The sequence below is a fragment of the Denitrovibrio acetiphilus DSM 12809 genome (assembly GCF_000025725.1).
Lineage (GTDB): Bacteria > Chrysiogenota > Deferribacteres > Deferribacterales > Geovibrionaceae > Denitrovibrio > Denitrovibrio acetiphilus.
Genome location: NC_013943.1, coordinates 1297577 through 1313190, shown reverse-complemented (window position 1 = coordinate 1313190; position 15614 = coordinate 1297577). Strand labels below are relative to the sequence as shown.

Sequence of the window (15614 nt, the reverse complement as noted above, 5' to 3'; positions counted from 1 at the left end):
AATCAGAAAACTGGAGTTAATAATTTAAATGGAACAACATCGTCTGGACAAACTGGAAAAGATTAAAGAACAAAACCAACAACCCTATGTAAACTTTCATAAAGTTGAGCACGATATCATTGATGTCGTTGAAAAATATAAGAATGTTGAAAAAGAAAACCTGCCTGAGCAAACTGTCATCTTCGACGTCGCAGGGCGTATCATGGCAATGCGGGAGTTTGGTAAAACTGCATTCATGACTATCAAAGACCGCACAGGCAGCGTACAGGTCTACGTTAAAAAAGGTGAAATCTCTGACGAGGATCACGCAATTTTCAAAACTTCAGATGTCGGCGACATAATAGGCATTAAGGGATTTCTGTTCAAAACCAAAACAGATGAGCTGACTATCTGCGCAAAACAATACAAAATGCTGACAAAAGCCCTGCGTGACTTGCCTGAGAAATGGCATGGGCTCAAAGATGTAGAAACAAGATACCGCCAGCGTTACGTTGACCTCATAGTAAATGATGAAGTGAAAGAGACATTCCGCAAAAGAAGCTTAATCATTCAGAAAGTTCGCGAGTTTTTCATAGGCAGGGACTTCCTCGAAGTTGAGACCCCTATGATGCACCCTATCGTAGGCGGCGCAACGGCAAAACCCTTTGAAACACATCACAATGCTCTCGATATGCCCCTTTTTCTGCGTATCGCACCTGAACTCTATCTGAAAAGACTCGTTATAGGCGGTTTTGAGCGCATATTCGAGCTTAACAGAAACTTCCGTAACGAAGGACTATCTACACGACACAACCCTGAATTTACAATGGTTGAGTGGTACAACGCTTATAACGACTATCACGGGCTTATGGACATGATAGAAGAAATGATCTGCGGTATAGCAGTATCTCTAAACGGAAAAGAGAAACTAACATACAAAGAAAAAGAGATGAACCTTAAACGCCCGTGGGCAAGAATGACTATGCATGACGCCATCTGCTCCATGACTGACATCACCCCCGAAATGCTTAAGGACAGGGCGTCCGCAGAGGCAGCTGCAAAAAAAGCAGGTATTCATGTTGATAATAGCTGGGGAAAAGGTAAAATAATCATGGAGATATTTGAAGAGCTGTGTGAACACGAACTGTTCAACCCGACCTTCATAATAGATTATCCGAAAGAAGTTTCACCACTTGCGAAATCAAAAGCTGACGACCCTGAAACAACAGAAAGGTTCGAGCTTTTCATGGGTGGCTTTGAACTAGCCAACGGCTTTAACGAGCTAAATGACCCAATGGACCAGAAGGAACGCTTTGAAAAACAGGTTGCTGCTAAAGAAGCCGGAGACGAAGAAGCTCAGATGATGGACACAGACTACATCAGAGCACTTGAATATGGTCTCCCGCCAACAGCAGGCGCCGGACTTGGCATAGACAGACTCGTTATACTGTTCACAGACAGCCAGTCCATCAGAGACGTACTACTGTTTCCGCATATGAGGCCGGAAGATATTGATTAAAGAAAAGATCTACGCAAGAATTAAAACTGAAGATGCTCAAAAACACATTGAGTCACTCTTCGAAAATGTAGAATTCGTCAATACGGATGATCTCGTGTCTATGAGCCGCGAGGTCATCCTTTACGAAGTGATGGAAGACTGCACTAAAGAAACTCTAAACGAAATACTCTCTACTGAAAACTTTTTTATATTTATTTCAGACATATGCCACGACAATCTTCTTCTTGAACTTTCCAAAGAACACTATTTTACATTCACATTGAAAAGTGATCCTGTTAATGAGATTACAATAAGGTTTAATGCCCTCTTAAAACATAAAGAGCTTACAATCGAACTTGAAAAAAAGAATGAAGAGATGGAATCCACCATTTTCGAACTAGCTTTTGCTTCCACAAACGTTCTCGAGCAAAACGAATTCCTTGAACAGATGGCGAAGAAAGACGGATTAACAATGCTATTTAACCATTCTTATTTCAAAGATAAACTGAAAGATGAAATGGTTCGCTCTGAAAGATACAATAACTGCTTTACCATAGCCATACTTGATCTCGATTTTTTCAAGCGTGTTAATGACCAATACGGGCATGTCAAAGGCGATGAAGTTCTGAAAGCATTCGCAAATATCATCAAAGAAACAGTACGAAACACCGATATAGCAGCCAGATACGGTGGTGAAGAATTTGCGATTATCTTCACAGAAACAGATATTACGGATGCTGTAGTCGTTTTGGACAGGATACGCGAAAAACTTAATAATACTATATTTTCCAGTGAAACAGTTTGTTTTAAAGTTACATTTAGCGCAGGTGTTACTGAATACAGTAAAAGCTACAGAGATGTTGAGTACATGGTGAACATAGCAGATAAGGCTCTTTATATCAGCAAGTCAGAAGGGAGAAACCGCACAACTATCCTCAACGCAGAAGACCTTTAAAACCTGCCGTACGCAATGACGCCCATACTTGTCATTGCGAGGAACAGCGTGACAAAGCAATCTGACATCATGAAACACTGCAAAACTTCTTAGATTGCTTCACTGCGTTCGCAATGACATAATCCATATTAGTAATGACCGTTTTATAAAGTTCGTAGTGACTCATGATTTGATAAATTTAAGGTGGACTTTCCGAGTGCGCGGACCGTCGAATTCACAGAAGTATATCCCCTGCCATGTGCCGAGAATCATATGTCCGTCCTCAACAATAACAGTTTCAGAGCAGCCCACAAGAGATGATTTTATATGGCTGTCAGAGTTCCCCTCAGCATGGAGGAACTCCGACAGATTTGGTATTAACTTTGAAAGGAAACCCTTCATATCCGACTGTACATCAGGGTCAGCATTCTCATTTATAGTCACAGCAGACGTAGTGTGCGGTGTATAGACAACGATAATGCCATCACTCCACCCTTTTCTGCTGATAATGCCGGCAATTTCGTCCGTTATTTCAATAAACGAGTTTCTGTCCTTAGTCCTTACGGATATTGTTTCCATCAATATTTAGAAAGTAATAACTTTCGCCTCAAGCATGCCGTCCAGTGCCAGTATTTCGTCGAGCACTCCTGCCGGAACTTTGCTATCAACTCGCACAAATGCCACAGCGTCAGCCTCGCCGTCTTCTTTAACGTTTCTTGCGAGGTCGAAGTCCGCAATGTTTATGCTGTGTTTGCCTAATATAGTACCGACTTTCCCGATTATTCCAGGTCTGTCCAGGTTATTAAAATAAAGGAAAGTCCCTTCAGCTATAAGGTCTGTGTAGTACTTATCATAAATTACAATACGCCCTGTTTGGTCAGCAAAGACTGTACCTGCGTATATTTTCTCTTCAACATCTGTTTTCACTTTCACCATAACAAGGTCATTATACTTATCATAGTGAGCAGATTTGGTCTCTATTATGTCTATGTTGCGTTCTTTTGCAACGTAAGGAGCATTGATAAAAGATACATTTTCAGCAACAGCAACTTCCATAAAGCCCTTCAGACCGGCGACAGTAAATGGCTGAAAGTTGAATGGAGTGTCGAAAGTACGCTCGCCGAAATCTTCTTCAAACTTATGACCGACCATCTGAATTTCAATTCTTTCGGGTCTGCCCTTTGTGAGCTGTGCCGCCATATGACCGATGTTCTCAAGCAGCTCGAAATATTTCTGCATATCTTCAGGAAGCTGAGTTTTCATGAACGGAATATTAACAGCATTTTTATATGATCTGCCATGAAGTGCATTCACAACCTGCTCTGCAATAATAACTGCAACACCATACTGCCCTTCTGCTGTGTTTGCGCCTATGTGTGGAGTAACATATATGTTCTCTACATCAAAGAAAGGGTGGTTGACAGGCGGTTCAGACATAAAAACGTCAAGCCCCGCAGCAGTCACTTTGCCGGATTTGCAGGCATCCACAAGATCCAGTTCATTTACGATACCGCCCCTTGCACAGTTAATGATGACAACGCCGTCTTTCATTTTAGCAATTTCATCTTTTGTGATCAGGTTTTTTGTTTCATCAGTAAGAGGCGTGTGGAAAGTAATAATATCCGCCTGAGAAATAGCCTCTTCAAGAGAATTACAGAGCTCGACCCCGAGGGATTCTGCTCTCGATTTTTTAATATATGGGTCATAAGCTACGACTTTCATGTCGAACGCTTTGCATCTTTTTGCAACATTGCCGCCGATACGGCCTAGCCCGACAACGGCAAGGGTTTTCTGGTAAAGCTGAATACCCATGAAACGCTTTCTGTCCCACTCACCCGATTTTGTAACCTGATTCGCCAGAGGAAGCTTGCGCACTACGGAGAGCATCATCCCCATTGTAAGCTCACAGGCAGCAAGGGTGTTCCCTGTGGGAGCATTCATAACTATGATGCCTTTCATACTGGCAGCTTCGATGTCTACGTTGTCGAGACCGACACCTGCACGACCGATAATTTTAAGTTTCCCTGGGTTCTCTATCAGCTCAGCAGTAACAGTTGTACCGCTTCTGGTGATGATAGCGTCATAGTTGCCGATAATTTTCTTCAGATCAGGGTTTTTGATCCCCGCCTGAATGTCGACTTCTATATCTTTGTCACTTTTGAGAATGTTCACACCGTCCTGAGAGATGTGATCTGTAATAAGCACCTTATATTTGGGCATTAGCTAACCTCTATATAATATATATATGTGTTGAAGAGTCCCGATAATAACAAACCAGCCTTTTTTTGACAAGGTAAAACATACTAAATTTCTAGTAATTGAATTATGTTACCGACATGAATACATATCACCATCTAAAGCTTGATCCATCAAGAGAGTCGAAAAACCATAAACTATTGACTTATCACAAAATTCGTCTGGTTCGAGTTCATATTCAATTCCGAATACTGCTTTATTCGTATTAATAAATGGAAGGAGCGATCCACATTCATCATAATAAAAACATTGCTCATTTACGGCAAAATCAAAAAAATCAACAAGATCGTCTATCTGATCAATGTCATTCTTAAGACCAACAGCAAGCCCTCTCTCGTGGGCTGAATCTGCAAGCATTTTATTGTAGATTAACTGGTCTGATGCTGTCAGCGGAAAACCTGTGTCGTTGGCATACCCATCAACATTATCAGGGTCAACAGCATCGCACCCTTTCGCAGCGGCGATATCCATACGGGCATCCATAATGGGCATCAGCGTTAAGGTGTTCCGTATATCGAGCCAGCTCTCCCCTTCCCAGCCGTCAAGGTCTTTGCCTATGACCGCCTCAGGAAACTCTGAAGCATCTGAGCGCCAGTTCTCGTACGAACCCGCACTGAAATAACATATGACTTTCACCCCTCTGCTATGCAAGTCATCTATCACAGCTTTAGGCGTGTCATAAAGATCAATATCGTATACCTGAACATCATAAGAGGTGTTTAGTTCGCCCTGAAGCTGAATCTGCCATGTTGCGCCCGGTTCAGGCTGCCATATTTCGCCGGCAGCAGTTCCGGAACCTGATGACCCTCCGCAACCTGTAAAGACAAGCAGAACAAAACAAAAAAATATGTTACGCATATTAACCTCTGAATAGCATTATCAATTTTACCTTTACCAGGTGAGTTTACAAGGTAAATTTTGTAAAACAACTTGACAGCAAACACTTTTTACTGGTTGAATACAGCACCAAACATTTTTATTGAGGTGGATCTATATGGCTTTCAATGACCTTTTATTAAGAACTATCAATGGTGAAAAAACAGAAAGACCCCCCGTATGGTTTATGCGTCAGGCAGGCAGATATATGGAGGAGTACAGAGCGATACGCAAAAAAGTATCCTTTCTCGAACTCTGCAAAACACCCGATCTCTGCACAGAAGTTACACTTCAGCCTATCGAGGCTTTCGGGTTTGATAACGCTATACTGTTTTCTGATATACTTATCCCTATTGAGCCTATGGGGATCCAGCTCGACTTCAACCCTGCTCCGGTAATTGCCAACCCAATCAGAACTATGGCAGACGCAGACAAGCTCCGTGAGCTCGACCCGGAGAAAGATGTACCCTTCGTTATGGAAACAGTGCGTAAGCTTGTCAAGGCGCTGGATGTACCGCTTATAGGCTTCTCCGGTGCGCCCTTTACCCTCGCATGCTACATGGTAGAAGGTTCGGGTTCCAAAAACTTTGAAAATATAAAAACTCTCATACATACAGACCCGGAAACATACCGCATCATGATGGAGAAACTCACAAGCTCTACCCTTAAATATCTTCAGGCGCAGATAGATAACGGCGCACATGTTGTACAGATGTTTGACACATGGGCCGGTGTGGTATCCCCATACGACTACGAAAAATATATATTCCCTTATGTTGAGCATATAGCAAACAACCTGAAAGGTGCTCCGCTCATATACTTTGCCAAAGACAGCTTCAGCTTTTACGACACTATCGGCAAGCTCAACTGTGCTGGCATGGGTGTGGACTGGAAGGCAACACTTAAAGATGCGGACGAAAGACTGAGCAAAGGCAAGTTTGTACTTCAGGGCAACTTTGATCCTGTTCTTCTCTTCGGCAGCAAAGAGGCTATCAAAGAAACAGCAGAAAAGATCATTGCAGAAGGCAAAGACCTCAAAGGGCATATATTCAACCTCGGACATGGGATACTTCCGCCAACACCAAGAGAAAATGTTGAATATCTTGTTAAAATAGTCAAAGGGGAAGCATGAAAAAAGACCTGCTTTATGTAATGTATATGGGCGGTCCCGACAGTATCGAGGGGATTGAGGAGTTTCTCTTTAACCTCTTCTCGGATCGTACCATAATAGATTTTCACATTGGCGGTACACTGCAAACCTTTATTGCAAAAAAGATAGCTAAAAAACGCTCTAAAAAAGTGGCGCCGGAATACGAAAAATTAGGGGGCTGTTCACCGCAGCTCCCATATCTGAAATCACTTCTGGAAAAGATAAAGCCGGCCTATCAGGCATCCACCGGAAGGGAGCTTGTCACTGACATCGGCATGTGCTACTACCACCCCTATATTGAAGACTCTGTCAAAACTCACGAAAACACTGATTACGAAAATATCATCGTAACAACTATGTACCCTCAGTATTCTTATACAACCACAGGCGTGTGTTTCGATAGGTTTTACAAGGCTCAGAACCTTAAGAAAGAGCCGAAGATAATAAAGCACTGGCACATGAATGAAACGTACAATAAATGCATAGCTGACCGCATCATGAACGCTGCACAAAAGCTCGGCAAAGATATTTCGCAGTGTCATATTCAGTTTTCTGCACACTCTCTACCGGAATATACTGTCCAAAAAGGGGATAAGTACACCCTGCACATAAAAGAACAGATGGAAAAGCTCGCTGCAATGACAAACCCGCGATCATACGGGTTGTCGTATCAGAGCAGGACAGGTCCTGTAAAATGGGTAGGGCCATACACAGACAAGGAACTTGAGAGGCTAACAGAGGAAAAAACAGACAACATAATCGTTGTGCCTATTTCTTTTGTCTCAGACCATATAGAAACACTTATCGAACTTGACGAACAGTACATCCCCCACGTAACAGAAGCGGGGCTAAACATTGTACGTATCGAAAGCCTGAATGATTCAGATGATTTCTCTGATGCTTTCCTGAATGTAATCACTCATTAAACACATTCAATATTGGCAAGTCTAAATTCGTGTGTTAATTTTCTTTTTACATATTAATCTTTACAGGTACTAAAGTGGAAAAATTCAAAACGTTTTTAAGCATGATAAAAGTCGAACACACACTGTTCGCCCTCCCCTTCGCTTTCACTGGTATGTTTCTGGCAGCGAGAGGTTTACCGTCTGTTATGACAATATTCTGGATAGCCGTAGCTGTACTTGGAGCCAGAAGCGGCGCAATGGGATTTAACCGTGTGGCAGATGCTAAAATCGACGCAAGAAACCCCAGAACAGAAAACAGAGACATACCGGCAGGCAGGCTTTCAGTCAGGGAAGCGGTTCTTTATGTCATAATATCTTTTGCAGTTTACTTTTTCGCAGCATACATGCTTAACCCGCTATGTTTTTATCTCTCCCCAGTTCCATTTGCAGTTTTCATACTCTACTCCTATACAAAGCGTTTCACGTTCCTCTGCCACATAGTCCTCGGCGTTGCTCTTGGCATCGCTCCCATCGGGGCATGGACAGCCGTTACAGGTTCAGTCAATATAGGCATAGTGCTTCTCGGCATGGCAGTTCTCTTCTGGGTATCAGGCTTTGATATCGTTTATGCCTGTCAGGACATCGACTTTGACCGTGACGAAGGTCTCTTTTCTATCCCCAAATACCTTGGACTCAGAAATTCTCTGAACCTTGCGAGGGTGTTTCACATAATATCATTTCTGATATTTCTATATACATGGATATATTTTGATCTGGGCTATATTTATCTGGTAGGAATAATAATCACCGGCGTTTTTATGGTATATCAGCATTCAATCATACGCCCTGAGGATCTCTCACGCCTCGACATGGCTTTCTTTAATCTGAATGCTTATATTAGTGTCAGCATATGCGTTTTTACATTTCTCGACCTTATGATATGAGGCAGCTATGAAAAGGATATTTTTGGGGATTACAGGTGCAAGCGGGGCTCTCTATGGCAAAAAACTAATAGAGGAGCTGGCAGACAAATGCGAACTTCACCTCTGCATAACCCCTGACGGGCTCACTAACATAAACATAGAACTCGGCACAGAACACAAGTCAGCAGAAGAATTCCTAAGCTCACTTGGCAAAAATGCCATTCTGCACAACCATAAAAATTTTGCTGCACCGGTATCAAGCGGTTCGTTCATGGTAGACTCGTACATCGTAGCTCCTGCGTCAATGGGGTTTGTAGGGAGAACAGCGGGAGGGGTCAGCTCTAATCTTATCGAAAGATGTGCTGATGTTGCTATGAAAGAACGCAGAAACCTTGTGATACTCTTCAGAGAAACACCTCTGAGTCTGATACATATGGAAAATCTCACAAAGCTCACCAGAGCGGGAGCAGTCTGTATGCCTGCTGCCCCGGGCTTTTACCATAAACCAAATACGATTGATGATCTTATATCCTTTATAGTGGGCAAAATATTTGATATAATAAATATACAACACAGCCTTTATGAAAGATGGAACGGCTGAATACCTGTCAACACGGTGCACTTTGAACAGTAAATCCGACTCTTATAATATAAAGCTGCTGAACGGGCTGGTAATTAAAAACATTTCAGCGAAACAGGTAGCAGAAGGGATAAAAACAGGCAAATATCTTCCGTCTGATTTCGTTGCCACATCCGACGGTAACTGGATACACCTCAAGGATTCATCGTTTTTAGAAATTACTGATAAAAGTTTCAACGGATGGATGGCATTATTCTTCATCTCGTTTATATTAAATATAATAATGATGGCTATGATATTCTGGCAAAAGTCCAGAATAGACCAGATCATTAACTAACCGGAGGAACCAATGGATACCAAATGGGTTAAAGAGAGCTTTGATAAGGGGAAAAATGAAATCCTTAAATTTGCCAAAACCAGTAAGATCAAAATAGAGATCACCTCTCTCAACAAAAAGAAAGACGAACGAACAACATTACTGGGAAACAAAGTTCTGGAGCTTATTGAGAACGGGGAGCTTGATCCGGAACTTTTTGAGCCTGACTACACTTATATTAAAAACATAGAAAACGATATCAGTGAGAAAGAAGAACTGCTGAAGGCTGCCTCAACAGAATCTGAAGAAGACCTTCCAGATGAAGCTGATGATGATGTTGATATTGTAAATATAGAATCACAGAAGGTTCTGACGGCGAACTCTATCCCTGTGGAACCATCTGAAGAAGACACAGAGGAGCAAGAGGGGAAAAATAACAACTAAAACTAAACCGGAGATCATTATGCGCAAATTTTATCTACTGCCAGTGCTTCTGCTGCTGCTTGTCGGCTGCTATGGACCAAAAATGGGCTTTAACTCCACAGATGACCTGAAAACAACCTATGATCAATCTGCAAAAGATGATCATATAGCAATATTCTACAGCGTTAAGGACATGCCGGATAAAAAAATCATAAATATGTCTGTAAAAAATGTCGGAAAGATATTTATGAAAAGCCTCACTGTAAACTATGAGGATGGAGGTCAGATAACTTCTGATTCAAAGGTTTCTTATAATTATAAGAATCTGGGCAGCCTAAAAAACAGAGCCCACAAAAAAATGACACTCAACATTGCCAAAGAAACAGCAGGGGTGATCAAAATCCATTACAAATATCTACCAGTACAGGAAGACAGCTTCCTTATTACCAGAGACGAAGCTACCCCCCTTGTTGAACCTGATGAGGTTACAGGGGAAATTATACTTTTCATTAAATAATAATTGCGGTTTTTAGTTTTAATGCTAAAAACCGCTTTTCACTTTCAACAACTCAGAACAAACCCCATACCCATTTTCGGTATATTTTATGCGGTCTAAGGCAGGACACCAGGCATTTATGCGTGGATGAATGAACTAATCACAGCTTTAGAGCTTAAAAGTCATTGCGAGGAATGTAAAATGACGAAGCAATCTCAGGATTAACTAACGAGTTCAGAGGTTGCCACAGCCCTGTGGGCTTTGCAGTGACGTATTTTGCACATGTTCTAACTGTGACAACGAAGTTGTAACTTAGTGTGTTAAGCACATGCGAAGCAATAGAAACAAGGGTTTACCCGTGGGAATCTATTTTTTTTTGAATTAATTAAATTACTCAGAAGTCAACTTCGATATGAATTTGTTCATCCATAGTGTATTCTTGTTTATAACCACTCATGAAAATTGAGAAATGCATCTTAATTTCTGTAATCAAGCATCTGCTGTGAACACCTGCATCAGCAGACAATGAAGTATTTTGATTTTTATATAACACTATTATAATTACACGAGCTCGTATACAGTATACATAATTGATTTTTTATATCATTATTAAATCTGCGATTTTATGAATAAATCCCACACTGCAATTAACTCCCGAGTCACTCAATTCATCTTTCTACATATGATATTATAAAATTTACATTATTTACAAATAGTCTGATTTTACAAGTATATAAAAACAAATATATAGCCGATTATACTTTTCAAATCCTGCTTTATTCTTTAATTCATTTTAAACTTCGGCATATTTTGTTAACTTTATCACAACAATAAAAATCAGAATATCACTATATTTAATCATGGTTTACAAAATTGATTTTCAATTTTCAGCCTCAAAGCCCTTCTTGGTAGTTATTTTTTTGTTGACATATTTTAAAACGTCATATTATTATTACTGTAATACTACAGTTAACAGACACCTTAAAAAGTTCACTGTGGTGCGACAAGAAGGAGGTAATGTATGACCGAAAAAGAAAAAATGCTAGACATCAGCTTTTTTAACCCTAAACGTGCACACGTTAAGGCTGAAGTTAAGGCAGCATCGATCATCATCGTGCTGTGGGCTCTTTGCTGGATGACAACTCCAATACTTTTGAAACTTACCGGTGACTCACAAGGGATTGGTCCGCTCACCAAGGCAACATTTATTGGTTTCCCTCTGCACTACTGGCTGGTAGCTCAGGGGACAACTGTCGGCTTTGTTCTGCTTTGTCTTTTCTTTGTGATCCTGTGGAACAAACTTGTAAAGAATTCAGAGCATTAAGGAGCGCACTATGAACAAATACACGAAAATGTTTTTTACACTCGTTTTAGTCATTGGCTCCTTCAGCGGCGCATATGCAGCTGCCGGCGAAGAGCTCTTTCAGCTTGAAAAAGGTTTTAAACTTCTGCCTGCAATCATCATGATAGCCTTCATAGGTCTTTACCTTACAGTAGGCTGGATGATGAAAGTAAAAACTACCGAAGGCTACTGGGTTGCCGAGCGTAACATCGGCGCAGTAGGTAACGGAATGGCGATTGCATCCGACTGGATGTCTGCTGCATCCTTTATGGGTGTTGCTGGTCTGCTTTATCTCAAAGGTTTTTTCGGACTTGGCTATATTATCGGCTGGACAGGCGGGTATGTTCTGCTCTTGACACTGACAGCTTCACAGCTGCGCCGTTTCGGCAAATACACCATCCCCGAGTTCCTCGGAGACAGATATAACTCTCACGGTATCAGAATGATCACAGCAGTTGTTACAGTTATCATAGCTATAACTTACTCAACAGCTCAGTTCAAAGGTATCGCACTGATCTCCGGCTGGATATTCGGCATGAACTATGTAGGTTCAGTATTCTTTGCTGCGGGCATCGTGCTTGTTTACATGCTCATGTCAGGACAAAAAGGAGTTACAAAGAATCAACAGATCCAATATGTGGTTCTTATCACGGGTTTCCTCCTTCCGCTGTTTATCATCTTTGCCAAATACGGCGCACAGATCGGAACACCTGGAATACTCCCGCAGATTGAATACGGTGCAATAATATCAAATGCTGCAACAGCAACAGGCGAAGGCGCTCACTGGGCAGCAAACTATACAGCCCCATGGGCAAACGGAACATTCTATCAGTTTTTCGCCCTTGCGTTCACGCTGATGGTGGGTACAGCAGGTCTGCCTCACATCCTCGTACGTTTCTATACAGTTACAGACGAAGATGTCGCAAGAAAATCTGTTGTATACGGTCTGTTCTTTATAGGTATCCTGTACTGGTCGTCACCTGCTTATGCAGCTCTTGGTCAGTTCTTCAACCCGGCTGGCGGTAAAGCCGTCGCTGACGTTATCATACTGTCAGCACCGGAAAGAGCTGGTCTCGGACTGTTCTTCATGGGTTACCTTGCTTCCGGTGCTCTGGCTGCCGGTCTCTCCACGGTTGCAGGACTTATGGTTGCCGGTGCCGCTGCTATCGCACACGACTGGTACGCAACAATCTTCCGCCCTGACTCATCAGAGCAGGAGAAGCTTATGGCTGCCCGTATCTTTACAGCAGTTCTCGTATGCTGTGTCATCATAACCGCACTCAAACCACCAGCTCTTATCGCTCAGATAGTTGCCATGGCGTTTGCTATTGCAGGTTCTGCTATATTCCCTGCAATAGTTCTAGGGGTATGGTATGGTAAGTCAAACAAGTATGGTGCAATGGCAGGTATGCTTGTCGGTCTCATAGGTGCTGTTGTTTCTATGGTAGGTTGGATAAATAACGTTGAATTCTTTGGCGCAACAGGCATTATGCCGGCTACATCTTCAGCTCTGATTCTTGCTCCGCTGAACTTTATCACTAATATTGTGGTATCGAACATGACTGCGGCGAGCATGACAGCAAAAGATATCGAAGAAGGCAACAAAGTTCTTAAAGTAATGCATAATATAATAGACTAACAAAGCGGCACAATTCACTGTGCTGAAATTATCGGGGCAGGTCTAAAACACCTGCTCCACTCTTTTCAACTTTCTCAGGAGGCGGCAAAGTGGACAGAATAAAAATTAAAAAAGGGATAAAAATCCGCAAATATCTAATGAACGGTTTTATAGCTATCGCGCTCCTATGCATGCTTGCTGATATCCTCCGAACAGGTAATCTGTTCATCCATGTCGGCGAATTTATGATAACCAGCCTGCTCTCTTTCGGGTTTGCTATCTTCTTTGACGGGCAGATCAAAAAGATGAGGAGACAGCTCAGAGAGTGTGAAGAGTGATATGCTCACATCCGAAATAATCAAAATTCTAACACGTTTTTATCTATTTCAGGGGGTGGACTCTGAAAGACTCGAAATACTCACCAGCAACTCTTCTCTGGTGGAACTTGAAAATGAAGATGTTATTTTTTATAAAAATGATCAATATCACAAAGGGCTTTATCTTCTTCTGGATGGTAAAGTCCTCCTTGATTCTGACGACAGTGGTTCAAGCCTGACCATCGGCACAGGCGACTTAATAGGGCTTTCAACTTTTCTTGCAAAATCCAGATATTCTGTCACAGCTAAATGTGCCGAAGGGTGCTCACTGATATTTTTCCCTGAAACATGCATATACAAACTGATGAGCGACTACGCTAACTTTAAAGAGAAGCTGCAGAAGCTTATATTCGCCCGTATAAACGGACTTTCAGGCAGTAAGACAGATTCTATCCTGCATTCAACATTTAAGTCTGTGGGAACATACATGATGTCTCCTGTAATGACAGTAAAAGAGGACGACAATATAAAAGACGCAGCCGTGCTTATGTCACGTCATAAAATAGGCTCTGTGGTTGTCACATGCGAACACAACCGTTTCATAGGAGTCATCACGGCAAAATCTGTCATATACAGGCTTTTCAATGATGGTTCCTGCGATATCGTATGCACAGATGTTAAAGACTATATGACTCCCAACCCAGTGCACCTCTCACCGGAACACCCACTTGTCAACGCCCTGTCTGAAATGCAGAAGCAGGATGAGGACTATGCAGTTGTTGTCCGAAACAGCGAGCCGGTGGGAATAATCTCCGGTAAGGATATACTGCGCATACTTTTCAGTGACGCAAGTATATACGGGATAGATATAAACGAAACCAACTCACTCGAAAGACTTCAAGAAGTCCATATCGGGCTTTATACCATTGCAGAACAGATGATGAACAATTCGAAACTGACAAGTCAGATTCTCCCCGTCCTGACATCCATGCATATTGAAATTCAAAAACGTATATACAGCATTACCTCTGACAACTACCTGAAAGAAACCGGAAAAGATATCCGTCTGATAAAACATGCCGTAATTGTTATGGGCAGCGTCGCTAGAAAAGAGGCAATGCTTGACCCTGACCAGGACAACGGCTTTGTGTTCCCTGACGACATAACGGAAGAAGACAAAGGACATCTTGTCGCTTTCGCTAAAAAACTCTCGGATAACCTTGACTTCGTAGGATATGAGTATTGTAAAGGGGATGTGATGGTTACAAACCCTGAAATGCAGAACACTATATCTGAATGGAAAAAACTTATCAGCGGCTGGGTCGATAACCCGGGCGAAAAGGGGCTCAGATGGTCTTCTATAACATTTGACGTTGCACTGCTGGCAGGGACACCTGAACTTGCCATGGAGCTAAAACAGTTTATCCTTTTTAAAACAGCACAGAGACCGGTGTTTTTACTACAAACCCTTCAGGCAGATGCTAACCTCAAAATACCTATATCTCTGTTCGGAAAGTTTGTGGTTGAAAAAGAAGGAGAATATAAAGGTTTAATAAACCTGAAACGTGCTGCTCTGTCATTCATCGTGGATGTCACCAGATGCTTCACCCTGAGCAAATCCTTCGGCGACCTAAACACCATTGAGAGGCTGAAACATCTGGGCAGACAAGGGACTCTGGCAGAAGAAACTGTCAGCAATATGATACACGCTTACGAAATTGTGACGGATATAATATTAAACAGTCAGATAGCTCTGGCAAAAGAAGGCGAAAAACAGCATAAATTTGTTAATCCACATAAATTATCTCTCTATAACCAGGAGAGATTAAAAAATGCCCTGAACCACATATCAAAGTTTTTAAACAGCGGACTCAGATACTTCAGCGGATCGCCTTTTTAGTATTATTGAAGAGGATTATGGCGCCTTTAGATTTTCTAATCATGAAACTATTGCTTAAAATTACGTTATATTATATACCAAAGTCATAACTGAGGATTAAA

16 protein-coding genes are annotated in these 15614 nt (G+C 41.9%); 13 read left to right on the top strand and 3 right to left on the bottom strand.

Features of this window, described 5'->3' with window-relative positions:
* Positions 1–28 precede the first annotated feature (28 nt).
* Both lysS and DACET_RS15490 read left to right on the top strand, forming a co-directional pair.
* On the top strand, positions 29–1498 hold the full coding sequence (lysS, locus tag DACET_RS06350; RefSeq protein WP_013010557.1) for a lysine--tRNA ligase: 1470 nt from the start codon (positions 29–31) through the stop codon (positions 1496–1498).
* Positions 1491–2432, top strand: coding sequence for a GGDEF domain-containing protein (locus DACET_RS15490; protein ID WP_013010556.1), 942 nt, complete (start codon positions 1491–1493; stop codon positions 2430–2432). The genes lysS and DACET_RS15490 overlap by 8 nt, the downstream gene beginning before the upstream one ends.
* Before the next feature lie 162 nt (positions 2433–2594).
* Here DACET_RS15490 and DACET_RS06340 read toward each other — a convergent pair whose 3' ends face one another.
* The 3 genes from DACET_RS06340 to DACET_RS06330 all read right to left on the bottom strand — a co-directional run bounded on the left by DACET_RS06340 (position 2595) and on the right by DACET_RS06330 (position 5525).
* Positions 2595–2990, bottom strand: a complete 396-nt coding sequence (locus DACET_RS06340; protein WP_013010555.1) for a secondary thiamine-phosphate synthase enzyme YjbQ — start codon at positions 2988–2990, stop codon at positions 2595–2597.
* Positions 2991–2996: 6 nt separating this feature from the next.
* Entirely contained in the window at positions 2997–4631 is a 1635-nt protein-coding gene (gene serA, locus DACET_RS06335) for a phosphoglycerate dehydrogenase (RefSeq protein ID WP_013010554.1), read from the bottom strand.
* Between the two features lie 108 nt (positions 4632–4739).
* Positions 4740–5525: an endo alpha-1,4 polygalactosaminidase gene (locus DACET_RS06330; protein ID WP_013010553.1), complete on the bottom strand. Its 786-nt coding sequence runs from the start codon at positions 5523–5525 to the stop codon at positions 4740–4742.
* A 136-nt stretch (positions 5526–5661) separates the two neighbouring features.
* Here DACET_RS06330 and hemE point away from each other — a divergent pair, with 136 nt between their 5' ends.
* From hemE to DACET_RS06275, 11 genes are all read left to right on the top strand, one after another.
* A complete protein-coding gene (gene hemE, locus DACET_RS06325; protein ID WP_013010552.1) occupies positions 5662–6675 on the top strand; it encodes a uroporphyrinogen decarboxylase in 1014 nt (337 codons plus the stop codon).
* Entirely contained in the window at positions 6672–7619 is a 948-nt protein-coding gene (gene hemH, locus DACET_RS06320; RefSeq protein ID WP_013010551.1) for a ferrochelatase, read from the top strand. The genes hemE and hemH overlap by 4 nt, the downstream gene beginning before the upstream one ends.
* Positions 7620–7693: 74 nt before the next feature.
* Entirely contained in the window at positions 7694–8542 is an 849-nt protein-coding gene (locus DACET_RS06315) for a UbiA-like polyprenyltransferase (protein ID WP_013010550.1), read from the top strand.
* 7 nt (positions 8543–8549) lie between these two features.
* Positions 8550–9122, top strand: coding sequence for a UbiX family flavin prenyltransferase (locus DACET_RS06310; protein ID WP_013010549.1), 573 nt, complete (start codon positions 8550–8552; stop codon positions 9120–9122).
* Complete coding sequence (locus DACET_RS06305) at positions 9103–9438, top strand: hypothetical protein (RefSeq protein WP_013010548.1); 336 nt, start codon at positions 9103–9105, stop codon at positions 9436–9438. The genes DACET_RS06310 and DACET_RS06305 overlap by 20 nt, the downstream gene beginning before the upstream one ends.
* Positions 9439–9450: 12 nt before the next feature.
* Positions 9451–9861 (top strand): hypothetical protein, encoded by a 411-nt coding sequence (locus DACET_RS06300; protein ID WP_013010547.1) that lies wholly within the window; start codon positions 9451–9453, stop codon positions 9859–9861.
* A gap of 19 nt (positions 9862–9880) precedes the next feature.
* On the top strand, positions 9881–10357 hold the full coding sequence (locus DACET_RS06295) for a hypothetical protein (RefSeq protein ID WP_013010546.1): 477 nt from the start codon (positions 9881–9883) through the stop codon (positions 10355–10357).
* Between the two features lie 1000 nt (positions 10358–11357).
* The gene (locus DACET_RS06290) at positions 11358–11660 is read left to right on the top strand and encodes a DUF4212 domain-containing protein (protein WP_013010545.1); all 303 of its coding nucleotides are present in this window, start codon (positions 11358–11360) and stop codon (positions 11658–11660) included.
* Between the two features lie 10 nt (positions 11661–11670).
* Positions 11671–13317, top strand: coding sequence for a sodium/solute symporter (locus DACET_RS06285; RefSeq protein ID WP_013010544.1), 1647 nt, complete (start codon positions 11671–11673; stop codon positions 13315–13317).
* Between the two features lie 89 nt (positions 13318–13406).
* Positions 13407–13634, top strand: coding sequence for a hypothetical protein (locus DACET_RS06280; protein ID WP_013010543.1), 228 nt, complete (start codon positions 13407–13409; stop codon positions 13632–13634).
* Positions 13624–15513 carry a putative nucleotidyltransferase substrate binding domain-containing protein gene (locus DACET_RS06275; RefSeq protein WP_148214152.1) on the top strand — a complete coding sequence of 630 codons (1890 nt, stop codon included), beginning with the start codon at positions 13624–13626 and terminating at the stop codon, positions 15511–15513. Before DACET_RS06280 ends, DACET_RS06275 begins: the two co-directional genes overlap by 11 nt.
* Positions 15514–15614 lie beyond the last annotated feature (101 nt).